Annotated in this window: 25 protein-coding genes; 17 read left to right on the top strand and 8 right to left on the bottom strand. The window is 68.6% G+C overall.

The genetic code is table 11. From position 1 onward, the window contains the following. Positions 1 to 22: 22 nt before the first annotated feature. Positions 23 to 982 (bottom strand): NAD-dependent epimerase/dehydratase family protein, encoded by a 960-nt coding sequence (locus EV649_RS16860; RefSeq protein ID WP_130384385.1) that lies wholly within the window; start codon positions 980 to 982, stop codon positions 23 to 25. A 43-nt stretch (positions 983 to 1,025) separates the two neighbouring features. Here EV649_RS16860 and EV649_RS16855 point away from each other — a divergent pair, with 43 nt between their 5' ends. Both EV649_RS16855 and EV649_RS16850 read left to right on the top strand, forming a co-directional pair. Beyond that, a complete protein-coding gene (locus tag EV649_RS16855) occupies positions 1,026 to 1,700 on the top strand; it encodes an SDR family NAD(P)-dependent oxidoreductase (protein ID WP_130384384.1) in 675 nt (224 codons plus the stop codon). 134 nt (positions 1,701 to 1,834) lie between these two features. Further along, positions 1,835 to 3,304, top strand: coding sequence for an LCP family protein (locus EV649_RS16850; protein ID WP_241998285.1), 1,470 nt, complete (start codon positions 1,835 to 1,837; stop codon positions 3,302 to 3,304). Between the two features lie 86 nt (positions 3,305 to 3,390). On the opposite strand, the gene EV649_RS16845 is transcribed toward EV649_RS16850, so the two are convergent. After that, on the bottom strand, positions 3,391 to 4,026 hold the full coding sequence (locus EV649_RS16845; protein ID WP_241998283.1) for a TetR family transcriptional regulator: 636 nt from the start codon (positions 4,024 to 4,026) through the stop codon (positions 3,391 to 3,393). A 34-nt stretch (positions 4,027 to 4,060) separates the two neighbouring features. Between EV649_RS16845 and EV649_RS16840 the strand changes: the two genes are divergently transcribed. From EV649_RS16840 to EV649_RS16820, 5 genes are all read left to right on the top strand, one after another. Further along, positions 4,061 to 4,246: a hypothetical protein gene (locus EV649_RS16840; protein WP_130384383.1), complete on the top strand. Its 186-nt coding sequence runs from the start codon at positions 4,061 to 4,063 to the stop codon at positions 4,244 to 4,246. Between the two features lie 78 nt (positions 4,247 to 4,324). Next, entirely contained in the window at positions 4,325 to 4,702 is a 378-nt protein-coding gene (locus tag EV649_RS16835; protein ID WP_130384382.1) for a YciI family protein, read from the top strand. 7 nt (positions 4,703 to 4,709) lie between these two features. Next, positions 4,710 to 5,315, top strand: coding sequence for a dihydrofolate reductase family protein (locus tag EV649_RS16830; RefSeq protein ID WP_130384381.1), 606 nt, complete (start codon positions 4,710 to 4,712; stop codon positions 5,313 to 5,315). Between the two features lie 56 nt (positions 5,316 to 5,371). Further along, positions 5,372 to 6,181 carry an alpha/beta hydrolase gene (locus EV649_RS16825; RefSeq protein WP_130384380.1) on the top strand — a complete coding sequence of 270 codons (810 nt, stop codon included), beginning with the start codon at positions 5,372 to 5,374 and terminating at the stop codon, positions 6,179 to 6,181. A 217-nt stretch (positions 6,182 to 6,398) separates the two neighbouring features. Beyond that, on the top strand, positions 6,399 to 7,025 hold the full coding sequence (locus tag EV649_RS16820) for a superoxide dismutase (RefSeq protein ID WP_130384379.1): 627 nt from the start codon (positions 6,399 to 6,401) through the stop codon (positions 7,023 to 7,025). 56 nt (positions 7,026 to 7,081) lie between these two features. On the opposite strand, the gene EV649_RS16815 is transcribed toward EV649_RS16820, so the two are convergent. Continuing rightward, positions 7,082 to 7,864, bottom strand: coding sequence for an alpha/beta hydrolase (locus tag EV649_RS16815; RefSeq protein ID WP_130384378.1), 783 nt, complete (start codon positions 7,862 to 7,864; stop codon positions 7,082 to 7,084). A 155-nt stretch (positions 7,865 to 8,019) separates the two neighbouring features. On the opposite strand from EV649_RS16815, the gene EV649_RS16810 reads away from it, so the two are divergent. Both EV649_RS16810 and EV649_RS16805 read left to right on the top strand, forming a co-directional pair. Next, positions 8,020 to 8,466 (top strand): phage holin family protein, encoded by a 447-nt coding sequence (locus EV649_RS16810; RefSeq protein ID WP_198682534.1) that lies wholly within the window; start codon positions 8,020 to 8,022, stop codon positions 8,464 to 8,466. Continuing rightward, positions 8,463 to 8,801: a DUF3618 domain-containing protein gene (locus tag EV649_RS16805; protein WP_130384377.1), complete on the top strand. Its 339-nt coding sequence runs from the start codon at positions 8,463 to 8,465 to the stop codon at positions 8,799 to 8,801. The genes EV649_RS16810 and EV649_RS16805 overlap by 4 nt, the downstream gene beginning before the upstream one ends. Positions 8,802 to 8,810: 9 nt before the next feature. Here EV649_RS16805 and EV649_RS16800 read toward each other — a convergent pair whose 3' ends face one another. The 3 genes from EV649_RS16800 to EV649_RS16790 all read right to left on the bottom strand — a co-directional run bounded on the left by EV649_RS16800 (position 8,811) and on the right by EV649_RS16790 (position 12,078). After that, on the bottom strand, positions 8,811 to 10,064 hold the full coding sequence (locus EV649_RS16800; RefSeq protein WP_241998282.1) for an RNA polymerase sigma factor: 1,254 nt from the start codon (positions 10,062 to 10,064) through the stop codon (positions 8,811 to 8,813). Next, positions 10,061 to 11,062 carry a class I SAM-dependent methyltransferase gene (locus EV649_RS16795; protein WP_198682533.1) on the bottom strand — a complete coding sequence of 334 codons (1,002 nt, stop codon included), beginning with the start codon at positions 11,060 to 11,062 and terminating at the stop codon, positions 10,061 to 10,063. Before EV649_RS16795 ends, EV649_RS16800 begins: the two co-directional genes overlap by 4 nt. 116 nt (positions 11,063 to 11,178) lie before the next feature. After that, on the bottom strand, positions 11,179 to 12,078 hold the full coding sequence (locus EV649_RS16790; protein WP_130384374.1) for a TIGR03564 family F420-dependent LLM class oxidoreductase: 900 nt from the start codon (positions 12,076 to 12,078) through the stop codon (positions 11,179 to 11,181). Positions 12,079 to 12,169: 91 nt separating this feature from the next. Here EV649_RS16790 and EV649_RS16785 point away from each other — a divergent pair, with 91 nt between their 5' ends. The 7 genes from EV649_RS16785 (at position 12,170) to EV649_RS16755 (ending at position 21,706) form a co-directional block, all read left to right on the top strand. Next, entirely contained in the window at positions 12,170 to 12,703 is a 534-nt protein-coding gene (locus EV649_RS16785) for a TetR/AcrR family transcriptional regulator (protein ID WP_130384373.1), read from the top strand. A 55-nt stretch (positions 12,704 to 12,758) separates the two neighbouring features. Then, a complete protein-coding gene (locus tag EV649_RS16780; RefSeq protein ID WP_241998431.1) occupies positions 12,759 to 15,746 on the top strand; it encodes a glycine--tRNA ligase in 2,988 nt (995 codons plus the stop codon). Beyond that, the gene (locus EV649_RS16775; RefSeq protein ID WP_130384371.1) at positions 15,746 to 16,714 is read left to right on the top strand and encodes a pyridoxal-phosphate dependent enzyme; all 969 of its coding nucleotides are present in this window, start codon (positions 15,746 to 15,748) and stop codon (positions 16,712 to 16,714) included. The genes EV649_RS16780 and EV649_RS16775 overlap by 1 nt, the downstream gene beginning before the upstream one ends. Continuing rightward, positions 16,707 to 17,615 carry a ribonuclease Z gene (locus EV649_RS16770; protein WP_130384370.1) on the top strand — a complete coding sequence of 303 codons (909 nt, stop codon included), beginning with the start codon at positions 16,707 to 16,709 and terminating at the stop codon, positions 17,613 to 17,615. The genes EV649_RS16775 and EV649_RS16770 overlap by 8 nt, the downstream gene beginning before the upstream one ends. A 136-nt stretch (positions 17,616 to 17,751) precedes the next feature. Then, positions 17,752 to 18,870, top strand: coding sequence for an EfeM/EfeO family lipoprotein (locus EV649_RS16765; protein ID WP_198682532.1), 1,119 nt, complete (start codon positions 17,752 to 17,754; stop codon positions 18,868 to 18,870). Beyond that, positions 18,867 to 20,060 (top strand): iron uptake transporter deferrochelatase/peroxidase subunit, encoded by a 1,194-nt coding sequence (gene efeB, locus EV649_RS16760; RefSeq protein WP_130384369.1) that lies wholly within the window; start codon positions 18,867 to 18,869, stop codon positions 20,058 to 20,060. Before EV649_RS16765 ends, efeB begins: the two co-directional genes overlap by 4 nt. A 20-nt stretch (positions 20,061 to 20,080) precedes the next feature. Continuing rightward, a complete protein-coding gene (locus EV649_RS16755) occupies positions 20,081 to 21,706 on the top strand; it encodes an alkaline phosphatase family protein (RefSeq protein WP_130384368.1) in 1,626 nt (541 codons plus the stop codon). 2 nt (positions 21,707 to 21,708) lie between these two features. On the opposite strand, the gene EV649_RS16750 is transcribed toward EV649_RS16755, so the two are convergent. Both EV649_RS16750 and EV649_RS16745 read right to left on the bottom strand, forming a co-directional pair. Continuing rightward, positions 21,709 to 22,530 (bottom strand): alpha/beta hydrolase, encoded by an 822-nt coding sequence (locus EV649_RS16750; RefSeq protein ID WP_130384367.1) that lies wholly within the window; start codon positions 22,528 to 22,530, stop codon positions 21,709 to 21,711. A gap of 16 nt (positions 22,531 to 22,546) precedes the next feature. After that, positions 22,547 to 23,491, bottom strand: coding sequence for a YafY family protein (locus tag EV649_RS16745; protein ID WP_130384366.1), 945 nt, complete (start codon positions 23,489 to 23,491; stop codon positions 22,547 to 22,549). 63 nt (positions 23,492 to 23,554) lie between these two features. On the opposite strand from EV649_RS16745, the gene EV649_RS16740 reads away from it, so the two are divergent. Continuing rightward, positions 23,555 to 24,697: an epoxide hydrolase family protein gene (locus EV649_RS16740; RefSeq protein ID WP_130384365.1), complete on the top strand. Its 1,143-nt coding sequence runs from the start codon at positions 23,555 to 23,557 to the stop codon at positions 24,695 to 24,697. Positions 24,698 to 24,783 lie beyond the last annotated feature (86 nt).

The following is a 24,783-nucleotide window of genomic DNA, read 5'->3' as shown; positions in this document are numbered from 1 at the left end:
GTCAGCCAGGCAAATTGGTGGGTCAGCCAGGCAAATTGTGTGAGGTGAGGAGGGCGGATTCGGCGTCGGGGGTGAGGCCGATGGTGAGGGGTGGGGCACCTCGGTCGTGGTCCCAGTGGAGGACGTCTTCGACGGTCTTGCGGAGGGGTGTGACGGGCATGCCTGCCGCGCGAGCCTTGGCTGGGTTGCGGCGGCGTTCACCCCATTCGGACTCGGGGTCCATGAGGGGGAAACGGCGCGGTACGGCGTCGAACGGGACAGGGATGATGTCGACGGTGCTGCCGGACAGCTCGGCCGCGGTCCGGATCAGTTCGGCGATGGTGGAGTCGGGGCCGGTCGCGTTGTAGGCGCCGGGTCGCTCGTCCGCGACGAGTCGCGTGATCAGGCTGGCGACGTCGCGGCTGTCCACCAGTTGGAGCGGCGCCTCGGGCTTGGTCGGGAGCGCAACTCGTCCACCACGGGCGCCGCGCCGGATCCAGTAGAGCGCCGTACCGGACGAGTCGCCGGGGCCTGTGACTCGACCGGGGCGGACGAGCGTCGCGCGATCGCCGTACCGCTCGACGACGTCGTCCTCGCACGCGACCTTGCAGGGGCCGTACGTGTCGTTCGTGAGTACGTCGGCATCGCGCAGCGGCTCGCGGCGTGGTGCGGTCTCGTCGGTCCCGGCCGGCAGATCCCGCACGTAGACGGCGTGGCTCGAGATGAACACGTACCGCCCGACGCGGTCCCCGAGCACGTCCATCGCCTGATCGACGTCCCGGGTCCGGAAGCCGCTCGTGTCGACGACCGCGTCCCATTCACCGGTCCGCAGCGCCGAATAGTCGCCCGCCTCCCGATCCCCGATCAGCTGCGTCACGGCCGCGGGGAGCGGCGAGCCACTCTTCCCGCGACTGAACGACGTGACCTCGTATCCCTGCGCCAACGCGTCGTCCACGATCGCGCGCCCGACAAACCCGTTCCCGCCCAGCATCAGAATCCGCACAACCGATGAACTTAGCCGTCACGATCCGATTAGGCTCGCGAATATGACGAACACGGTGGTGGTTGCCGGTGGCACCGGCGCGCTCGGGGTCGCGGTGACCGCCGAGTTCCTGCGGGCCGGCTGGCGGGTCGTCGTACCCGGGCGGTCCGAGGAATCCCTCGCGCGGCTCGGCGCCGACCCGGCGCTCAACCCGGTGATCGCCGACCCCTTCGACCCGGCCGGTACGACGGATGTCGTGGCGCTCGCTACCTCGGACGAGAACGCTCCGCTCACGGCCCTGGTCAACCTTGTCGGCGGCTTCGCGTCCGGTTCCCGGGTGCACGAGACGCCGATCGAGGACTTCGAGAAGCAGCTCCGGCTCAACCTGCGTCCGACGTACCTGATCACCCAGGGGGTCCTGCCGCATCTGCTCGCAGGCGGTGGTGGAGCGATCGTTTGTACGTCGAGCGGCGCCGCGCTCCGCCCGTTCTCCGGGGCGGCCGGGTACATCACCGCGAAGGCAGGGGTGATCGCGTTCGCCGACGCACTGCACGCCGAGTACGCGCGCGACGGCATCCGGGTGAACACCATCCTGCCCGGCACCATCGACACCCCGGCGAACCGCACCGCGATGCCGAAGGCCGACACGAGCAAGTGGACCCCGCCGGAACGGATCGCCGCCGTGGTCCGCACGCTCGTCGAGCTCGAAGGTTTCAACGGCACTCATCTGACCGTTTGACAACCGATTGACCCTGTAACACGTCTGAAGAGGTAAGGGCGCGGGTACTTGACGCACACTTGAGTCAGGTTGGGACGTGGGCGACAGGGGTGCCGATGGGGAGTGCGCGCGCGACGGCGAGGCGGCCGCGGTCGATGCCGAAGTTGCTGGGGTTCACGCTGTTGGGCGCACTGATTCCAGGACTCGGGCTGATCGTCGGCGGGCGCCGGCGGCTCGGTGCCTTCGTGCTCACGCTCTTCCTCGGCCTGGTCGGGCTCGGGGTGTACGTCGGTCTCACCCGGCGCGACGAGGTCCTCGCGGCCGCCGTCGTACCGAGCCGGCTGCTGATGACGTCGGTGGTGATCGGCGCGGTCGCGTTCTGCTGGATCGTGGTGATCGTGGCCTCGCACCGGTCGTTGCGCCCGGCAACGGGTGGCGCCGGCGGGCGGGCCTTCGGTGCGACGTTCGTCGGGCTGCTGTGTTTCGCGATCGCGGCGCCGGCGGCGGTCGGCGTACAGAGTGTGCTCGCGCAGCGGTCGCTGGTGCAGGACGTGTTCCAGTCGCAGGGGGAGAGCAAGAGTGCGACCCGGCCGTCGACGGTCAACGTCAAGGACCCGTGGGAGGACAAGCAGCGGCTGAACCTGCTGCTGCTCGGCGGGGACGATGCGCCGAGCCGCGAGGGCGTGCGGACCGACACGGTGATCGTCGCGAGCATCGACACCAAGACCGGGAACACGGCGCTGGTGTCGCTGCCGCGGAACCTGACGTTCATGCCGTTCCCGGCGGACTCGCCGCTGCGCAGGTACTACCCGGACGGCTTCGGCAAGGAAGGGCTCAGCCTCGACGGGCGGCTGGAGTGGATGCTGACCGCGATGTACCAGAACGTCCCGGACGCGCATCCCGGCATCCTCGGACCGTCCGACAACGAGGGCGCGGACGTGCTGAAACAGTCCGTCGGCGAGGCGATCGGCCTGAAGCTGGACTACTACCTGCAGGTCAATCTGCAGAGCTTCCCGGAGATCGTCGACGCGCTCGGCGGGATCCGGGTGAACGTGAACGAGCGGGTCGCGATGGGTGGCGTGAGCAGCTCGCACATCCCGCCGAAGGAGTGGATCGAGCCGGGAGCGAACCAGCACCTCGACGGCCGGCACGCGCTGTGGTTCGCCCGCGGGCGGTACGGCGCCGACGACGACCAGCGGCAGGTGCGTCAGCGGTGCGTGATCAAGAGCATCGTCGACGCGGCGGATCCGCAGACGCTGGTCACGAAGTACAAGGCGATCGCCCGCGCCGGCCAGCACCTGCTGCGGACCGACATCCCGCAGGAGCTGCTGCCCGCGATGGTGCAGCTCGCGCTGAAGGTGAAGTCGGCGACGGTCTCGAACGTCACCCTCGACTCCGACAAGCTGCGCCTGAAGTACCTGCACCCCGACTACCAGGCCCTCCGCGACACCGTCGAGAACGCCCTCGAATCAGCGCCCGCCCCAACCCCGACGCCCGCCACCACGCCGACCACCCCCGGCACCACCCGCAAGCCCACCACCACAACCACCACCGCGCCCCCCGGCCCGACCCAGAACCTCGCCGACGCCTGCGCGTACAACCCCGCAGGAGACCAGCCCAGCTAGTCGGCACGGACCGCCATGCATGCAAAACCCGGCCGCGACGGGGTGTTCACGCCCGAAACCGTGGGTTCTGCCTGCAGGGACGTCCACTACTCCGTCGGGACGGGCCGACCGAACAACGCCTCGGCGACCGCGGCGAGGTGGGGGAGGATCTCTTCCTCGGTGGCCTTCGTGAGGGTGGGGGTGCCGACGGCGGTGCGGAGGATGCCGATGCCGAGGAGCCACGCGGCGAAGAGTTCGGTGCGGAGGTTCTTGTCCTCGTTGCCATCGGCGAGCTGGGACAGTACGTCGAGGTAGCCCTCGCACACCTGTTGCCGGAGACGGTCCTTGGTGTCCTCGTGACCTGACGAGCGGAGCATCGCGATCAGCGGATGCTCACCGGCGTATTCCGTCCAGTCCTCGAAGACCAACTGCCGCAACAGCTTCGCGGGCAGCTCCTCGACCGGCCCGTCCGGCAGCACGACGGGGGCAGACGAGCCCGCCATCGCCTCGGTGAACAGCCCGGACTTGGACCCGAAGTACCGGAACACGAGCGCCGGGTCGACGCCCACGTCGCCGGCCACATCCCGGACGCTCGTTCCGTCGTACCCGTCCCGGGCGAACCGGTCCAGGCGATCCTCAGCGGCGGCCGCGGGAACGACCTGCTCGCGGTGCACTACCGCCAGAACCACCTGGACGGGCGGACGAAGTACCTCGGCGTGCAACCGCCGTACACGAAGGACCAACCACCTCCCCCAACCCCTGCGGACAGTCGCCAAGGTGAGCGCGGGGCTGTTTGCCAAGTCCCCTGCGGAGAGTGTGAAGGACACGCTCGCGGTGATGGACGCACAGCCGGACGAGCGGCTGATCCTCCGCGCGGTCGGCAAACCCGTCGACCCGGCGCTCGCGACCTTCGACCCGCAGAACGCGCGCGGGCTGTACGAGCTGACGAGGGAAATGATCTGAAGTCAGGGTGTCGATCTGGTGGTGGCCCGCTCGACGTGAGAGTAAGTGATCGACCGACACGACGAGGGAGCATCAGCGATGCGCTACATGATCATCAACAAGGCCGACGCGGACAGTGAGGCCGGGAACTTGCCGCCGCAGGAGGTGGCCGAAGGTGTCGGACGGGTCGTCGAGGACCTGTCGAAGGCCGGCGTACTGCTGTTCGCCGAGGGTGTGCACCGCAGTTCGCTCGGCGCGCGGGTGAAGGTCGACGCGGGCAAGCGCACCGTCACCGACGGCCCGTTCGCCGAGACCAAGGAGCTGGTCGGCGGCGTGATCGTCGTCGAGGTCCGCAGCCGCGACGAGGCGATCGAGTGGGCCGCGCGGCTGGCCGAGGCCCTCGGCTCCGAGGTCGAGGTACGCCGGGTTGTCGAGGAAGCCGATTTCGGCCCGGACTCCGACGCGTTCGAGAGTTGAGGCGATCATGAAACTGACGACCATCACGCAGGTCTCCGTCGACGGAGTGATGCAGGGAAACGGCCCGTCGGAGACCGACCGCAAGCAGGGCTTCGAGCGCGACGGCTGGGCCATGGCGCCGTTCGACAATGAGGCCATGGCGTTCGTCGAGCAATTCTGCGAGCGCGCCGGTGGGTTCCTGTTCGGCCGGCGGACCTACGAGATCTTCGCCCCCTACTGGGGTGCGCTGGCTCCGGGCAGCGGTCCGATCGCGGACGCCTTCAACACCAAGCCGAAGTACGTCGCGTCGAACACCCTCACCGAGGCGACGTGGTCGGAGACGACCGTCTTGTCCGGTGACCTCGCGGCGGCCATCGGCGAGCTGAAGACCAGGCCGGGAGGCGAGTTGCAGGTGCACGGCAGCGGTGCCCTGGTTCGTTGGCTGCTGGAGAACGATCTCGTGGACGAGATCATTCTGCTCATCTTCCCGGTGGTCGTCGGCCAGGGCACACGGCTGTTCCCCGACAGCGGTCCGGACCTGGCGCTCGACCTGGTGGAGTCGCGAGCCTTCCCGAAGGGCATAACGCTCCAGGGTTACCGACCGGCCGGCCGCCCGCAGTACGCAACCGCCTGACGCCCCCTGCCCGGACAGTGATGTCCATTCGTGCCACCTCCGTTCGTGGAGATGGCATGAACAACACACTGAAGGTTTCCGACGCAGAGCTGTACTACGAGGTGCGCGGATCAGGACCGCTGCTGGTCCTGGTCGGCGCCCCGATGGATGCGGACGCGTTCGCGCCGCTGGCCGACCTGCTGGCACCCGACTACACGGTCCTGACTCTGGACCCGCGCGGGGTGAAGCGGAGCAAGCTCGACCCGGGCGGTACGTCGCGACCCGAGCAGCGGGCCGACGACCTGGCCGCGCTGATCCGGTACGTCGACGCCGGGCCGGCCGTCGTACTCGGCTCTAGCGGGGGAGCGGTGAGCGCGCTCGCGCTGGCGCAGGACCACCCGGACGTCGTCCGGACTGTCATCGCGCACGAGCCGCCGCTCGACCGGCTGATCCCGGACGCGGACGAGGTGCTCGCGAAGTCGGAGAAGCTGATGGCCGACTATCTCGCCGGTGACGTGACCGGCGCCTGGAAGCAGTTCTTCGCGCTCGCGAACATCCACCTGCCCGACGAGGTCGTCGAGATGATGTTCGGCGGCGAGCGCGACCCCGAGCAGGAGGCGACGGAGCGGTTCTGGTTCGGCCACGAGATGCGCGAGTCCATCACTTGGCTCCCGGACGTCGACAAGCTGCGCGGCGTCGACATCGTGGTCGGAATCGGCGAGGAATCCACCGGTCAACTCTGCGACCGGACCTCCACCGCTCTCGCTGACCGCCTCGGCATCGAGCCGACCCGCTTCCCGGGCGACCACACCGGCTTCGTCGACCAGACCGAGCCCTTCGCCGAGGCTCTGCGCGCCCTGCTCGGAGCCGCCCAGCCGCGGAGGTGAGACTCGCCCGTGGGTCGTCAGGTGGAGTATGTGAAGCTGGGAGGTGTTCGGTGGGTGCGCAGGGGTGTCAATGCGATCTCATCGGGCACCGGTCGCAGATACCGCGTTCGCCAGCGTGGCGTCTTGACCTCAACCGTGGTTGAAGTTTCAAGCTGGTGCCGCTGACACAGGACATCGGAGATATCGGCCCTCGCGGGGCCCTGACGAAGGAGCAGAGTTGACCACGTACACGCTTCCCGACCTCCCCTACGACTACAGCGCGCTCGCGCCGAGCATCGCGGGCGAGATCATGGAGCTGCACCACGACAAGCACCACGCGACCTACGTGAAGGGTCTGAACGACACCCTGGACAAGCTGGCCGAGGCCCGCGACAAGGGTGACTTCGGCGCGATCGTCGGGCTGGAGAAGACGCTCGCCTTCAACCTCGGTGGGCACGTGAACCACTCGATCTTCTGGAAGAACCTCTCGCCGGACGGTGGCGACAAGCCGGACGGCGAGCTGGGTGCGGCGATCGACGAGTACTTCGGCTCGTTCGACTCGTTCCAGGCCAACTTCACCGCGAGCGCGACCACGATCCAGGGCTCCGGCTGGGCGATCCTCGGCTGGGACGCGCTGGGCGGTCAGCTGCTGATCCACCAGCTCTACGACCAGCAGGGCAACCTGCCGGCCGGCCAGATCCCGATCGCGATGCTGGACATGTGGGAGCACGCGTTCTATCTGCAGTACAAGAACGTGAAGCCCGACTACGTCAAGGCGTGGTGGAACGTCGTGAACTGGGCCGACGCCCAGGCGCGCTTCGACGCCGCCCGCTCCGGCGCCGGCGCCCTGATCACCGGCGCCTGATCCACCCCGAAGTACGACGAAGGGCGTCCGGCTCCGGCCGGACGCCCTTCGCGCTGTCAGGCACAGAAGTCCGCGATCACCGGGGCGATCGCCGCGGTCTTGATCATGTGGTTCTGACCCGGTACTTCGGTGTGCTCGGCGCCCGGCACCGCTGCCGCGAGCGCCCGCGTCGAGTTCTTCATCCACCCCGGGCTCTTCCCGCCGTTCACCACGAGCACCGGCTGCTCGATCGGCGCCCACTGCTCGGTATCCATCGGGTCGCCGAAGCAGTTCCCGCCGAGCACCTGGGCGTCGTACGGCAGGGTGTGCGCGATCGCCTTCATCGGCTTCCAGGCCGGCATCAGCTTCATCATCGTGACGAAGATCCCGGGCAGTCCGATCCCCTTCGTGAAGAAGTACTTGATCGCGTCGCCCGGCTCGAGTGCCTGCAGGTCGGCGACCCAGCTCCGCGGGATCTGCTTGCGGCTGTTGTCGACGACGTACGGCGGCTCGAACGCGACCAGCTTCTCGATCGGCAATCCGGCCGCGGCCGCCCGCAGCGACAGTGCCGCGCCGGACGATGAGCCGTAGACGTACGCCGATCCGCCGGCCGCCTCGATCACCGCGGCCAGATCCTCGATCTCACGCTCGACCGCGTACTCGCCCGCGTCACCGGAGTCACCGCGCCCGCGCCGGTCGTAGTTGTAGACGGTGAAGCGGTCCGCGAGCGCCTCGGCGAGGTCGGGCATCGGACCCTGTGCACGGGAGCAGAGCGCGCCGTCGACGAGAACGAGCGCCGGCCCGTTGCCGCGGCGGTCGTAGGTGATGGTGGTGCCGTCCTTCGATACGACGGTGTTCATGGTGGATTCCTCCTGGTGGGTGACGATCTCACCACTGCGTCGAACGGCGGCCGACCACGCGACACTGTGTGACGCAGATCACTTTGGCGACGCTCCGTCGCGTGGTTGTCGGCCCATCTGGGTACCGGACGGGCAACCGAGCACGGGAGGCGGTCATGACGACACGTCCGGAGATGGTCCGGCGTGAGGCTGGACTCAACGGTCAGAACGCGAACATCGGTCACCTCGTGAGCGACGTGACGAGCGACCTGAGCCAGTTGGTACGTGACGAGATTCAGCTCGCCAAGGCCGAGCTGAAGGAGAAGGGCAAGGAGGCCGGCGTCGGTGCCGGGTTGTTCGGCGGGGCCGGAACGCTCGCGCTGTACGGCCTGGGCGTCCTGATCGCCGCGGCGATCCTCGGGCTCGCGACCGCGTTGCCGGCCTGGCTGTCGGCCCTGATCGTCGCCGCGGTCCTGTTCGCGATCGCGGCCGTCGCCGCTCTGCTCGGCAAGCGGCACGTCACCCGTGCCACTCCGCCCGTTCCGCAACGTGCCGTCGACGGCGTGCACGAGGACCTCGAAGCGCTCAAGGGACACCAGCCGGAAGGGAAGAACATCGCATGACCACCACGAAGAACGCCGCACATCGCGAGCCGATGACGGACAGCGAGACGCTGCGCGAGGATCTCGACCACACCAGGCAGCACCTCGCCGACACCGTTCAGGAACTCACCCGCCGGCTGAACGTTCCGCACCGGATGAAGGAGACCGCGTCAAGCGCGGGCCATCGGGTGTCGGGCGCTGCCGGACAGACGGGTCAGAAGATGAAGCAGGTACCGGGCGCGATGAAGGAACTGCCCGAGACGACCAGGCGCCACCCGAAGGCCGCAGCCGCCGTCGGTGGAGCCGTGGTACTCGGCGCCGGCGCCATGGCCTGGCTGGCACGCCGGCACAAGTAGAACAGCTGGTCAGCAGGCGGCGGCCCGCTCCAGGAGGAGTTTGCGTTCGCGTTCGTTGCGGGTCAGTGCGGCGGCCTTCTCGAACTCGGCGCGGGCCTCGTCCAGGCGGCCGAGCTTGAACAGCAGGTCGCCTCGGACGCTCGGCAGGTGGTAGTCCTTCAGCGACGGGTCGTCCGCCAGGAGGTCGACCGCTGCCAGTCCACGTTCCGGGCCGAACGCCATCGAGATCGCGACGGCCTGGTTCAGCTCGATGACGGGTGACGGGGTCACTTGCGCAAGTACGGCGTACAGGCCGGCGATCCTGGCCCAGTCGGTGTCCTCGGGGTCGGCTGCGCGGGCGTGGCAGGCGGCGATCGCGGCCTGCAGGAGGTACGGGCCGGGTGGCTTCTCCATTGCCCAGGCGCGCTCGATGCCTTCGAGGCCGCGGCGAATCAGTAGCCGGTCCCAGCGGCGGCGGTCCTGGTCGAGGAGAAGCACCGGCTCGCCGTCACTCCCGACGCGGGCGTTCGCGCGGGACGACTGCAGCTCCATCAACGCCAGCAGACCGAGTACTTCGGGCTCCGTCGGCATCAGCTCGACGATCAGCCGGCCCAGGCGCATCGCCTCGTTGCACAGGGCCGGCCGCATCCAGTCGTCGCCCGCCGTCGCGGAGTACCCCTCGTTGTAGATCAGGTAGATGACCTCGAGCACCGACGACGTCCGCTCGAAGAGTTCCGGCCCGGACGGCACCTCGAACTCGACGCCGGCCTTGGCCAGGTTCCGCTTGGCACGCACGATGCGCTGCGCGATTGTCGCCTCCGGGGCGAGGAACGCGCGGGCGATCTCGTCGGTCTTCAGCCCGCCGAGCAGCTTGAGCGTCAGCGTCACCCGGGCGTCCATGGTGAGCACCGGGTGACAAGCAGTGAACACCAGTCGGAGCAGGTCGTCCTCGATGTGGTCCTCGAGGATCGCCTCCACGTCGTCCTCGACGCTGTCACCGTCGATCTCCAGCTCGTGGCCCATCTCGGCGAGCTTCCGCTGGTACGTGTCCTTGCGCCGGATCAGGTCGATCGCCCGCCGCTTGGCGATCGCCATCAGCCAGGCGCCGGGATTGTTCGGTACGCCGGACTCGGGCCACTGCTCCAGCGCAGCCACCAGCGCGTCCTGCGCCAGCTCTTCCGCGAGTCCGACGTCCCGCACGATCCGTGCGACGCCCGCGATGATCCGCGCCGACTCGATCCTCCAGACCGCGTCGACCGCCCCGTGCGCATCCGTAACCGTCACCCGCCGATAGTAGACACGAATGCGCTGGACCGCAGTCGCCATAAGGAGGTCGTCTCGCCCTCCCGCGCCCGACGATGCCGAGGTACGGCGTCGGCGCGCCCGGCGACCTGCAGTCCACCGGAACGGAACATGCTCAACAGCTCACCCCGCTCCCGCAGCCCGAGCCGCTCGGCCAGATCGGACAGGACCAACCACACCTCCCCGCCCGGTGCGAGGTGCTCCCGGACAGTCCCCAGGAATGCGCGCAGCATTCGCCCGTCCTCGTCGTACACGGCCTGGTCGAGGAGAGTCGCCGGCGCCGCGGGGATCCACGGCGGGTTGCAGACGATCAGATCCGCCCGCCCCGGCGGGAACAGATCGGTCTCGACGAGCGTGGCGTTCACCTGTAACCGTTGGAGGTTCTCGCGGGCGCACGCGATCGCTCGCGCGTTGTTGTCTGTAGCAACTACCTGGCGAACGCCCCGCCTGGACAGGATCGCGGCGAGCAGTCCAGTCCCGGTGCCGATGTCGAACGCGGTGGCTGTTTCCGGCAATGGGCAGTCGGCGACCAGGTCGGCGTACTCCGATCTGGTGGGGGCGAAGACGCTGTAGTGCGGGTGGATGCGCTGGCGGAGGGCCGGTACATAGACGCCGCGGAGCCGGAGTTGGTGTGCGCCGATCACGCCCAGCAACTCCCGCAGCGGCACCCACCGCTCGCCGTCGGGCGGTCCGTAGGCCTCGTGACAGGCCGTCCGTACGTCGGGTGCGCGGCGCAATGTGATGCGGTGGTCGATCAGCGGAACCAGCAACGAGTTCAGGACGCGGACTCGTTTTGCCTGGTGCCGGCGCTGGTCGTAGAACGTGCCGCCGCTCGGCGCCGGAAGCCGGCGGCCGAGGGCGGTGAGGAGCTGCTTGGCGTTCTGGAAATCACCCTCCCAGTGAAGTGTCGAGCCGCGTCTGATCAGGCGCAGCGCCCGATCCGCGGAGATGGAGTCGTCGATCGTGATGACCTGGTGCAAGAGTCGTCCCTGCCGGTGCGAAGCGAAGATGGGCAGCACGGCTCACCCGAACGCCGGATCGGCGCCGGGGAGCGGACGACGGAACTAGAGAACTACCGCCGCATGTCTGGGCGAGGTCACCGCACCACTGTAGACAGGAACGCGGTCGTCCGGTCCTGCTCCTCCGCGGTGCCGATCGGCGCCAGCATCAGGTCGGTCGCGCCGGTGTCGCCGATCCGGGCGAGCTGCTTCGCGATCGAGTCCTCGTCGCCGACGATCAGTACGTCGGCCGGACCGTCGGCGCTTTCCCGGTCGAGCATCGCGCGGTACTCCGGGACCTGTCCGGCCAGCGCGAACTGCTCGGCGAACCGCGCCCGTACGGCGTCCTCGGCGGACGTGAGACACACACCAAGGCCCGCCACGATGCGCGGGGTGCGGCTCCCGGACGCTCGAGTGATGGTCGGTACGACGTGGTTGGTGAGTGTCTGGGGTCCGGTCATCCAGGTGATCGTGCCGTCGGCGAGCTCGCCCGCCACCTTCAGCATCGCGGGCCCGAGCGCGGCGAGCAGCACTGACGGAGCCTCGGCCCCGGGAAGGTCGATCGCACCGACGGCCGTGTAGGTCTCGCCGTGATGGTCGACCGTCTCGCCCCGGAGCAGTGGCCGCAGCACTTCCAGGTACTCGCGCATCCGTCGAGCCGGCCGATCGGTGGGTAACCCGTACATCGTGCTGACCATCCGGGCGATGCCGGCGCCGATGCCGAGTGTGAGCCGGTTGCCGACCGCCGCCTGCACGGTCAATGCCTGCTTCGCGAGCACGAGCGGGTGCCGCTGCGGGAACGGTACGACCGCGGTGCCGAGCTCGATACCGGGAGCCGCGGGGCCGGCGACCGCCAGCGTGGTGAGGGCGTCCCAGCCCATGCCGTGCGTCACCCAGGCAGAGGCGGCCCCGGCCGCGGCCGCCTCCTGGATCTGCCGGGTGATCTCGGTGAGCGGGGCCCGTCCACGGACGTCGCCGAACGCCATCCCAATGCGCATCTCATGTCTCCTCGATCTAAACGGGGTGGCCCCCCGATTATCTTCGGCTACGATATGGGGGACCACCCCACTTACGTCAAGGGACGGCATGATGCGCGCTGACGCCCAGCGGAACCGGGACCGCATGGTCGCGGTCGCGGCCGAGGTGGTGTCCGAGCAAGGCGCGGACGCGTCGCTGGAGGAGATCGCTCGCCGCGCGGGTGTCGGGTCGGCGACGCTGCACCGGCATTTCGGCGGCCGGATCAGGTTGCTGGAGGAGGTGTTCCGGAGCAGTGTCGACGAGGTCTGTGCGCAGGCGACGGAGCTGCTCGACGAGCCGGATCCCCTGCAGGCGTTGACGAACTGGCTGCGCGCGATGGTCCGGCACGCGACCAGCAGCCGCGGTCTCGCGACGGCGCTGGTGATGAGTGGGGACTGTGGTTCAGACACGCACGCGCGGGTGATCTCGGCCGGCCGGAAGCTGCTGGAGCGCGCTCAGGACGCCGGCGCCGTACCCGCGGAAGTCCGGATCGAGGACCTGCTGAAGCTGGTCAACGGCATCTCGCTGGCCAGCGCCGAGGACACCGCTCAGGCCGACCGTTTGCTCACCCTGGCAATCCGGGGCATAGCACCGGCGTCGGCCTAATAGACTTCGCTGCGGAAACCCCCCGAAAGATGGCTTGAGGTTTGCTGTGCTCACCATGCAGGAAGCGCTGCTCGCGCTCACGAAGTACTGGACCGACCGGGGCTGCATGATCGTGCAGCCGTTCAACACCGAGGTCGGTGCCGGAACGCTGAACCCGGCCACCATCCTGCGGGTGCTCGGTCCGGAGCCGTGGCGGGTGGCGTACGTCGAGCCGAGTGTGCGGCCGGACGACAGCCGCTACGGCGAGAACCCGAACCGGCTGCAGACGCACACCCAGTTCCAGGTGGTGCTCAAGCCGGACCCGGGCAACCCGCAGGAGCTGTTCCTGGACAGCCTGTCCGCGCTCGGGATCGACATCGACGCGCACGACGTACGGTTCGTCGAGGACAACTGGGCGAACCCGGCGACTGGGTCCTGGGGCCTGGGCTGGGAGGTCTGGCTGGACGGTCTGGAGATCACCCAGTTCACGTACTTCCAGCAGGCCGGCGGGATGACGCTGGACCCGGTGTCGGTGGAGATCACCTACGGCATCGAGCGGATCATGATGGCGCTGCAGGGCGTCTCGCACTTCAAGGACATCGCCTACGCGCCGGGCATCTCGTACGGCGAGGCGTTCGGCCAGGCGGAGTACGAGATGAGCCGGTACTACCTGGACGACGCGGACGTGGAGTCGCAGAAGCGGCTGTTCGAGGAGTACGCGAACGAGGCCCGCCGGATGATCGACGACCGCCTCCCGGTGCCGGCGCACATCCAGGTACTGCGGTGCTCGCACACGTTCAACGTCCTCGACGCCCGCGGCGCCGTCAGTACGACGGAACGCGCCAAGGCGTTCGGCCGGATGCGGACCCTGGCCCGCGAGGTCTCGCGGCTGTGGGCTGAGCGCCGCGAGGAGCTGAAGCACCCGTTGGGTCTGGCCGAGCTGCCGCCGGCCGCGGAGGAGCCGACCGAGTTCCCGGCGATCACCGGGACCCGGCAGCTGACCTTCGAGATCGGCACGGAGGAGATGCCGCCGTCCGAGGTCACGAAGACCGCCGCGGCGGTGCAGGCCGCGCTGGAGGAGAAGCTGGCCGCGACGCGGCTCGAGCACGGCGCGATCACGACGTACGCGACCCCGCGCCGCGTGGTCGCCTTCGTCGCTTCCGTCCAGGCCGGTGAGCCGGACGCCGAGCGTGTGGTCCGTGGTCCGAAGAAGGCGGCCGCGTACGACGCCGACGGCAACCTCACCAAGGCCGCCGCCGGGTTCGCCCGCGGCCAGAAGGTGGAGCCGACCGAGCTGCACGACCTGGATGTCGACGGCATCGAGTACGTCGCGGTGACCAAGCCGGACCCGGGTCGCGGTGCGGCCGAGGTGCTGAGCGGCGTGCTGAGCGAGATCGTCGCCGGTCTCCGTTCGGACAAGAACATGCGGTGGAACGACGCCAAGCTGTCGTTCACCCGCCCGATCCGCTGGCTGGTCGCGCTGCTCGGCGACGAGATCGTCCCGGTCTCTGTCTCGAGCCTCGCGGCCGGACGGACGACGCGGGTACACCGGACCGCGGCGCAGCCGAAGGTCGAGATCGCGTCGGCCGAGGGCTACCTGGACCTGCTCCGGATCCACGGTATCGAGGCCGACCCGGCCCGGCGGCGGGCGCAGATCGTCGAGGCCGCGGCGGAGCTGTCGAAGGTTGTCGGCGGCACGGTCGACGTCGAGGGTGAGTCCGCGCTGCTCGACCAGATCGTCAACCTGATCGAGGAGCCGACGCCGATCCTGGGCGGGTTCGCGGCCGACTACCTGGACCTGCCGAGCGAGATCCTCACGACCGTCATGCGCAAGCACCAGCGCTACCTGCCGGTCCGCGACGGTGACGGCAAGCTGCTGCCGCACTTCGTTGCCGTGGCCAACGGTTCGGTCGACGAGGACCTGGTCCGGGCCGGCAACGAGGGCGTACTGCGAGCGCGCTACGAGGACGCCGCGTTCTTCTGGCGGGCCGACCTGGAGACGCCGCTGGAGGAGATGAAAAGCGAGCTGGAGAAGCTGGCCTTCGAGGAGCGGCTCGGCTCGATGGCCGACCGCGCCGCCCGGATCGGGCGGATCGCCTTGGCATTGGCGGCCACCGTCGAGATCGATGGCGACGACCTGACGACGTTGAAGCGGGCCGCCGAGCTGGCCAAGTTCGACCTGGGTTCGCAGATGGTGGTCGAGCTGACCAGCCTGGCCGGCACGATGGCGCGCGAGTACGCCAAGCGCGCCGGTGAGACCGAGGCCGTCGCGCAGGCCCTGTACGACATGGAACTGCCGCGGTCGGCCGGTGACCCCGTCCCGTCCACGACTCCGGGCGCGCTGCTCGCGCTCGCCGACCGGTTCGATCTGTTGGCCGGTCTGTTCGGGATCGGCGCGAAGCCGACCGGAAGCTCCGACCCGTTCGCGCTGCGCCGGGCCGCGGCCGGTGTCGTCGCGATCCTCCGCGAGCACCCGGAACTGCGGGCGATCACGTTGCCGGTGGGCCTGAAGGCGGCCGCGGACGAGATCGGTGCGCAAGGCATCGACGTACCGGCGGACTCGCTCGACGAGGTCGCCGACTTCACCGTACGGCGGTATGAGCAGCAGCTGCTCGACCGTGGCGACGACCACCTCCAGGTCGCCGCGGTGTTGCCGTTGGCAACTGCTCCAGTGGTCGCGGACGAGACGCTGAAGACCCTGCAAGGCCTGGTCGGCAACAGCGACTTCGCCGATCTGGTCGCCGTACTGCAGCGGGTCCGCCGGATCGTTCCGGAAGGCACCGCGGCGGAGTACGACGCCGGCAAGCTCACGGAGCCTGCCGAGGTCGTGCTGCACGAGGCGGTCCAGAAGATCGGGCAGGCACCGACCGGGCTCGGTGACTTCGTCTCCACCGCGTCGGTCCTGGTCGAGCCGGTGAACGCGTTCTTCGACGAGATCCTCGTGATGGCGAAGGAACCGGAGATCCGCGCCGCGCGGTTGGGGCTGCTGGCAACAATCAGCAAGCTCGCCGCACCGGTCCTCGACTGGCAAGCCCTCGGCACGAGCCTCAACCCTGCAGAGTGATGACCCCCGCAGAAGCTGCGGCACGGGCCGAGCGCGTCGCGCCGGCCCTGCGGGAGCATCTGCCGCCGACACCGTTTGTCCGGTACGGCGCGTTCAGCGAGGAGCTCGGCGCCGAGGTGCTCGTGAAGTGCGAGCACCAGCAGCGGACGGGATCGTTCAAGGCCCGCGGCGCGCTGGCGAAGATCCTCACGCTGACCGAGGCAGAGCGTGCGGCAGGCGTGATCACGGCGTCGACCGGGAATCACGGGCTCGGCGTCGGTAACGCGCTCGCGACGCTCGGGGGCCATGGCATCGTCTACCTGCCCGAGAACGCCGCGCCCGGCAAGGTCGCGGCACTGCGCCGGCTAGGTCTCGAACTACGGGCCGAGGGCAACGACACCGGCGTCCTCGAGATCAAGGCCCGGGCGTACGCCGCGGAGCACGGGCTGGCGTACGTCCCGCCGTACAACGATCCGGACATCATTGCCGGGCAGGGGACGGTCGGCGTGGAGATCGTCGAGCAGTTGGCCGGTGAGCCGCTCGATGCGGTCGTGGTGGCGGTCGGTGGCGGCGGGCTGATCAGCGGGGTCGCTTCGGTGCTCAAGAAGCACTTGCCCGGGATCCGCGTGTACGGCGCGCAGCCGGCCGTCGACGATGCGATGGCGGCCTCGGTACGGGCCGGCGAGATCGTGCAGGTCGACGCCGGGCAGACGTTGTCGGACGGTACGGCGGGCAGCGTCGAGCCGGGGAGTATCACCTTCGCCCTGTGCCGTGAACTGGTCGACGACTGGGTGCTGGTCGAGGAGGATGCGATTCGCGACGCGCTCCGGACGGTGATCGACACCGAGCACCAGCTGATCGAAGGCTCGGCGGCGCTGGCGTTCGCGGCTGCGAGCGCACGACGTACCGAATTGGCCGGGAAGCGTGTCGCGGTGGTGTCCTGCGGCGGCAACATGTCGTCCTCCACGTTGGTGTCGGCGCTTGCGTGAGCTCGTCGTACTCGGGACCGGCAGTCAGGTGCCGTCCCGGGAACGCACGCAGAACGGGTACTTCCTGCGCTGGGACGACGAGGGGTTTCTGTTCGATCCCGGCGAGGGCACGCAGCGGCAGATGATCTACGCCGGGCTTCCGGCCCGGGCGATCACGCGGTTGTGCGTGACGCACTTCCACGGCGATCACTGTCTCGGGGTGCCAGGTGTGGTGCAGCGGTTGTCGCTGGACGACGTGCCGCATCCGGTGCGGGCGCACTACCCGGCGTCGGGGCAGACGTACTTCACGCGGTTGCGGTACGCCGCGTCGTTCTTCGAGCGGGCCGAGCTGCTTGAGGAGCCGGTGGAGGAGGACGGGCTGCTGTCGGTCGGGTCGTTCGGCCAGTTGTGGGCGCGCCGCCTGGAGCACCCGATCGAGTCGTTCGGCTACCAGTTGATCGAGCCCGACGGACGCCGGATGCTCCCGGACAAGCTCGCGGCGTACGGCGTGACCGGGCCCGACGTCGGCCGGCTGCAACGAGCCGGATCGCTCGACCTCGGCGATCGCATTGTTCATGTGGAGGACGTGAGCGAGCTGCGACCGGGGCAGCGGTTCGCGTTCATCATGGACACCCGCCTGTGCGAGAACGTCCTGCGCCTCGCGGACGGCGCCGACCTGCTCGTCATCGAGTCGACGTACCTGTCGTCCGAGTCCGAACTGGCCCGCCGTTTCGGTCACCTGACCGCCCGCCAGGCCGCTCGGGTCGCGGCCGAATGCGGCGTCCGCAAGCTCGTCCTCACGCACTTCTCCCAGCGCTACCTGGAACCGGAGCGCTTCCACGAGGAAGCCGCGGCGGAGTTCTCCGGCGAGATCGTGGTCGCCTCCGATCTCAGCCGGCTCTCAGTTCCGGCTCGCCGCTAGCCGAAGCGGTAGGCGTAGCGGACGAACAGTGCGTTAACGGACCGGCAAACAAGGCCGAACCCGTGCAGTTCCAGGCTTTCCGAGGATTAGCATTACCGGCGAATATAAATTTGCCGATGCTCAGGAGCGACCTGTCGTGCGCACACCCCGTCCGGTGCCGGCGGCTGTCGCATTGGTCGTACTGAGCGCGGCGGTGGGGGTGACGGTCTGGCGGCCCTGGGAAGATTCCGCCGACGCGACCGGCCGCCCGTCCGGGATCAGCGTGTCCCGCAGCCAGTGTGGTCAGGGCTGGACGGACGCGAAGACCGGCCGGCAGACGCTCGTCGTCCACAACACCGGCGACGCGGCCGCGGAGGTCGACCTCGTGGAGGTCCGCAGCAACAAGGTGTACGGCGAGGTTGAGGGTCTGGGTCCGAACACGAGCGCGTCGATGGACGTGCAACTCGGCGCCGGGCAGTACGCGATCCGCTGCCTGATCGAGGACGCCGACGCGATCACCGGTCCGACAGTCACGCTGACGGGTGATGCGCAGGGCGGTCCTGCCGTCATACCGGTCACCAAGAACGACCTGCTGCCGCTGGTGAAGAAGTACCAGGCCGGGGTCGCTCGTGGCGTCGCGGATCTGGCCGTCAAGACGGACAAGTTGCGTGCTGATGTGGACGCCGGCAACTTGGACGCGGCCCGGACCGACTGGCTGTCTGCGCACCTGGCGTACAACTCGCTCGGCGCGGCGTACGACGCGTTCGGGGACTTCGCGGACAAGATCGATGGGTCCGCCAACGGGTTTCATTTGTTGGAGAAAGGCTTGTGGCACAAGGGCTCTGGGCTGAAGCCGATCGCGGACCAGTTGGCGGCCGACGTCCACGGCCTGCAGAAGGATCTGCCCAATGAGCAGGTGGATCCGAACGATCTCGGGCTGCGCGCCCACGAGATCATGGAGAACGCGCTTCAGTTCGAGCTGACCGGAGAGAACGATCAAGGCAGCGGTACGTCGCTGAACACCGCGCTGGCGAACTTGAACGGTATGGCGAAGGTGCTGGCCATCTTGGATCCGGTGCTCAAGCCGCGCTACCCCGACCTGCCCGAGGTTCTGAAGTGGGAGGGACGGGTGCGCACGTTGCTGACCGCGCATCGGAACACGCCGGTCGACCAGTTGGATCGGACCACGCGGGAGCAGCTCAACGGTGCGGTGGGGGAGTTGCTGGAGAAGCTCGCTCCGGTCGCCGCGATCTGTGAAGTGCGGAGGGCCTCATGAGTGAGGTCGGCCGCCGATCCTTCCTGCGCGGAGCACTCGCGGGAGCCGGTGCTGCGGCAGCGACCGGGCTGACGGTGTCCGCCGACGCGGCGAAGTCAACGTCCGTGCCCTTCCACGGCGTACATCAGGCCGGCATCGTCACCGATCAGCAGAGGCAGGCGATCTTCGCGTCGTTCGACGTGATCGCGGCGAACCAAACAGAGCTGACCGACCTGTTAAGAACGTTGACCGACCGGGCGCGGCTGCTGACCGCGGGCGGTGCGCTGCCGCCGTTGGGGATCACGGCCCCGCCGGCCGATTCCGGCGTACTCGGACCAGACATGCCGGGCGACGATCTGACGGTCACCGTCGGCGTCGGGGCGTCCCTGTTCGACGACCGGTACGGCCTGAAGGATCGCAAGCCGGCGAAGTTGACGGCGATGAAGGAGTTCCCGAACGACAGTCTGGACGACAGCCTGTGTAACGGGGATCTGAGCCTGCAGTTGTGCGCGTCGGAGACCGACACCGTCCTGCACGCGCTGCGGGACGTCGCTCGGCACACTCGAGGCGCGATGCAACTGCGCTGGCGGGTGGACGGCTTCCAGAGCCCGCCGCGGCCCGCCGGTGCCCCGCGCAACCTGATGGGTTTCAAGGACGGCATTGTCAAGCCGGCATCGGCCGACCACGACAAGCTCGTGTGGGTAGGCAAGGGGAACGGCGAGCCGGCCTGGACCGAGGGCGGCAGCTACCAAGTGCTGCGCCAGATCCGGATGCTGGTCGAGTTCTGGGACCGGGTGTCGGTCGGCGAGCAGGAGAACATGTTCGGCCGGCGCCGGGACTCCGGCGCGCCGCTGGACGGCAGCAGCGAGACCGACCTGCCGAACTATCCGGCCGATCCGACCGGCGGAGCGATTCCGCTGACCAGCCACATCCGCAGGGCGAACCCGCGGACCGCGGACACCGCGGCCAGCCAGTTCCTGCGCCGCGGCTACAGCTACGACAAGGGCACCGACGCGGTCGGTGACCTGGACATGGGGCTGCTGTTCTGCGCGTACCAGCAGGACATCGCCCGGCAGTTCGAGGCCGTGCAGACCAGGCTGGCCGACGAGCCTCTCGTCGACTACATCCGGCCGGTCGGCGGCGGCTATTTCTTCGTGCTTCCCGGTGTTCGGGACGGCAACGACCACTTCGCGCGGTCGTTGCTCGGATGAGTTATTCAGGAGGAGAAGGCATGCGCGCAAGACTTCCTGTCGCTGCTACAGCCGTTGCGGCTGCGACGGGCTTGTTGCTGGCCGCCTGTGGCGCCCCCGGCGCTACCCATCAGGTGACCAACGCCGGTGCGGCGTTCACGGCGGCCGACGCCGCTTCGTACCACCCGGCTCGAACGACCACGCCGATCCAGCACGTGGTGGTGATCTTCGGCGAGAACATCTCGTTCGACCACTACTTCGGGACGTACCCGAACGCGACCAACGCGGACGGTACGTCGTTCACGGCGGCCCGGCACACGCCCAAGGTGAACGGTCTGTCCAAGAAGCTGCTGACGGACAACCCGAACGCCTACAACCCGAAGCGGCTGGCGCCGTCCCAGGCGCTGACCTGCGACCAGAACCACGGCTACGGGCCGGAGCAGAAGGCCGTCAACGGCGGCAAACTGGACAAGTTCGTCGAGAACACCGAGACCGACAAGTGCACCGGTCAGCCGGTGCTGTTCGGCGAGCCGGGCCTGGTGATGGACTACTACGACGGCAACACCGTCACCGGGTTGTGGAACTACGCCCAGCACTACGCGATGAGCGACAACTCGTTCGACACGGTCTACGGACCGTCGACCCCGGGCGCGCTGAACCTGATCTCCGGGCAGACCCACGGCGGCCAGGCGTACGACCCGAAGACGGGGCAGCCGACCACCGACGCGTACGCCGTACAGTCGCCGGACGCGAACGGCATCGGGACGATCACCAACGACCCCGACCCGATCTACGACGATTGCTCCAACAACAACGGCAAGTCCACCAACAATCTCGCCGGGATGCATGGGCAGAACATCGGCGACCTGCTCAACCAGCGCAACGTCAGCTGGGGCTGGTTCCAGGGCGGCTTCAAGCCGACCGGAACTGCTAACGGCAAGGCGGTCTGCGGCGCGCAGCACACGAACGTCGGCGGTAACGCGGTGAACGACTACAGCCCGCACCACGAGCCGTTCCAGTACTACAAGTCGACGGCGAATCCGAAGCACCTGCCGCCGACGTCGGTGGCCGCCATCGGTCACACCGACCAGGCCAACCACCAGTACGACACGTCGGACTTCGACGCGGCCCTGGCGGCGAACAACCTGCCGGCGGTCAGCTTCCTGAAGGCCGGCGAGTATCAGGACGGCCACGCCGGGTACTCCGACCCGCTGGACGAGCAGGCGTTCGTCGTCAAGGAGCTCAACCAGTTGCAGAAGTCGAAGGAATGGTCGTCGACCGCGGTCGTGATCGCGTACGACGACTCCGACGGCTGGTACGACCACGTGAAACCCCCGGTGGTGAACGGGTCTCAGGACGCCGCGCTGGACCAGTCGGCACTGTGTGGGCACACCTCGGTGGCAGGTGGTTACGCCGACCGCTGTGGCTACGGCCCGCGCCTGCCGCTGCTGGTGGTCTCGCCGTACGCGAAGACCAACTACGTCGATCACTCGCTGACCGACCAGACCTCGGTCCTGAAGTTCATCGAGGACAACTGGCGGACCGGCCGGATCGGCGACCACTCGTTCGACCAGCGGGCCGGCAGCCTGACCGGCCTGTTCGACTTCTGGCGGCCGAGCAAGCAGAAGCTGATCCTGGACCCGAAGACCGGGGCCGTCGTCAGCTGATTTTAGGAGGAGGTCGCGCTCTGATCGGCGAGGAAATCGTCGATCAGGGCGTTGACCTCTTTCGGGGACTCGAGGGCCGCCAGGTGGGCGGACTGCTCGAGTACGACGAACCTCGCGCCGGGGATGGAATCCGCCATCTCCTCGGTCTCGGCGACCGGGAAGGTGGCGTCCTCCGCACCTGCGACCACCAGAACCGGCGTCCGGATCCTTCCGAGCAGCGCGCGCTGATCGGGACGGTGCGGCACCACGCTGATGACGGCGTGCCGCCCGGACGAGATGTCCACCTTGCGTGCGAGTTCGTTGACCGTGGCAACGACCTCGGGCTTCTCGCGTTTCGCGGTCGGGCCGAGGAAGGCGTCGCGCACCGGCCCGGTGAGCGGCCCCCGCATCCCGCCGAGGAGCTGCGCCGCACGGATCAGGACGCCGTACTCGACCTTCTGTCGTCGGCCGGCCGGTGACGCGGTGGCGTTCATCAGTACGGCGATGCCGATCCGGTCCGGATGCAACGCCGCGAAGGTGCCGCCGATCATCCCGCCCCAGCTGTTGCCGATCAGGTGCACCTTTTCGACCTGCAGGTCGTCGATGATCGCCAGGATCACCTCGGCGCACTGCTCGAACGTGAACGGCCCGGTCAGCGGATCGCTGCCGCCGTGCCCGGGCGGATCGACCAGGATCACCTGGAAGCGGTCCGCGAAATGCGCGGCCTGGGCGGACCACAGTGTGCCGTCCATCAAGAGACTCGGCCAGAACAGCATCGCGGGCCCCGACCCGTCGACACGCAAGCGGATCCGACCCAGCACGGTCTCGACGTACCGATCCTGCATCCTTGAACGGTACCGGTCAGGACGCCGGAATCGCCGCTGCCAGGCGCGTCGTGAGCTCGCGGATGTGGTCGATCAACTCCGGCGGCGACTGGATCTCGAGCGGGTAGCCGAGCAGGCCGAGGTGCAGCGCGAGTTGCTCGAGCGAGTTGGCCCCGGTCTCGACCAGCGTCGTCGTCGCGTCGACAGACGTCACCGTGGCGACGTTCGGCCCGAACTTGTCCGCGACCTGCTCGACCGGGGCGTGGACGAGCAGTCGTGTCTGGTAGCGGTAGCCGCCGTACGCGACGCCGCGGTTCGTGGTCGTGAGATCAGGTACCTCGCGCGGGGTGAACCGCGGGCCGGTCGGGATGCGCGGCTCGACCCGGTCGACGCGGAAGGTCCGCCAGTCGTCGCGGTCGAGATCCCATGCGACCAGGTACCACCGCCGCCCGGTGTGCACGAGCCGATGCGGCTCGGTCGTCCGCGTGGTCGCCGTACCGTCGTGGTTGCTGTAGTCGAACCGCAGCCGCTGATGGTCCCGGCACGCGGCCGCGACCGCAAGCAGTACGTCGGGTTGCACGGACGGACCGCCCGAGGGCGTCACGGCGATCTGCTGGAGGAGCTCGATCCGATGACGGAGCCGCGACGGCAGGACCTGTTCGAGCTTCGTCAGCGCGCGGACCGACGACTCCTCGGTGCCCGCCACGGTCCCGCTCGCCGCGGCACGCAGTCCGATGGCGACCGCGATCGCTTCCTCGTCGTCGAGCAGCAGCGGGGGGAGTGCGGCGCCGGCGCCGAGGCGGTAGCCGGCGACACCGGGGATCGCGTCGACGGGATAGCCGAGGTTGCGGAGCTTGTCGACGTCCCGCCGTACTGTCCGAACCCCGACGCCGAGCTCGCCGGCCAGAGCGGTGCCACTCCACTCCTTGGGCTGCTGCAACAGGGAGAGGAGCTTCAGCAGTCGTGCCGAGGTCTCGATCATGATTTGAATTCTGTCACCTTCTTAGGACTGAAGCTGTCCTAGGTGGGTGACAGAGTTGGGGACATGATCAAGCCGTTCAGCATCGACATCCCGCAGAGCACGCTCGACGAACTCGCCGCCAAGCTGGCGAGCACCCGGCTCCCCGCACCGCTTCCCGGCGACGACTGGAACACCGGCGTACCGGTCTCCTGGCTTTCGTCGCTGGTCGACTACTGGCGTACGTCGTACGACTGGCGCGCCGCCGAGAAGGAGCTGAATTCGTACCCGCAGTTCACGACCGAGATCGAGGGTCAGCGGATCCACTTCATCCATGTCAGGTCCGCGGAGCCGGATGCGCTGCCGCTGATGCTGACGCACGGCTGGCCGGGGTCGATCGTCGAGTTCCTCGACCTGATCGGGCCGCTGACCGATCCGGTCGCCTTTGGTGGGCAGGCTTCGGATGCGTTCCATGTGGTGATCCCGGCGCTGCCCGGGTTCGGGTTCTCCGGGCCGACGGCGGACGACAACTGGACCTTCCCGCGGATCGGACGGGTGTGGGCAGCGCTGATGAGGGAGCTCGGTTACGAGCGGTACGGCGTACAGGGTGGGGATCTGGGTGGATCGGTGTCACCCGAGGTCGGGCGGGCCGCTCCGGAGCATGTGGTCGGCGTCCACACGAACGGCGGGACGAACCTGCCGCCGTTGCAGATGTCCGAGGAGGAACTGCAGACGCTGACGCCGCTGGAGCAGGACAAGATGGCGCGGATCGGGCAGTTCATGAAGGACGAGTTCGGCTACATCTCGATCCAGTCGACCCGGCCGCAGACGCTGGGCTACGGCCTGGTCGACTCGCCGGTCGCGCAACTGGCCTGGATCATGGACAAGTTCAAGTCCTGGACGTACCCGGCCGAGACCTTGCCGGAGGCAACCATCAGCAAGGACCGGCTGCTGACGAACGTGATGATGTACTGGCTGACCGGGACCGGCGGGTCGGCGGCCTACATCGGGTACGCGCAGCCGCGCGACTGGTCGCCGCGGCCGAACTCCGGCGTCCCGACGGCCGTCCTCGCGATGGCGCACGACGTCGCGATCCGCCGGTACTGCGAGACCTCGAACACGATCACTCGCTGGACCGAGGTCGACCACGGCGGCCACTTCGCAGCCCTGGAAGAGCCGGACCTGCTGGTGAGTGACGTCCGCGAGTTCTTCCACGACCTGCGCGGATAGCGCCGCTCCCGGCCTGCTGTTGCATTTGCTGGGTTGACGTCCGAGATGCAGGGTTTGCGCACCGGATCTCGGACGTAAACCCACCT

This window comes from Kribbella sp. VKM Ac-2569 (assembly GCF_004216905.1).
Classification (GTDB): Bacteria; Actinomycetota; Actinomycetes; order Propionibacteriales; family Kribbellaceae; genus Kribbella.
The sequence above is the reverse complement of the archived record's forward strand: the minus strand, read 5'-3'. Positions and strand labels throughout refer to the sequence as shown.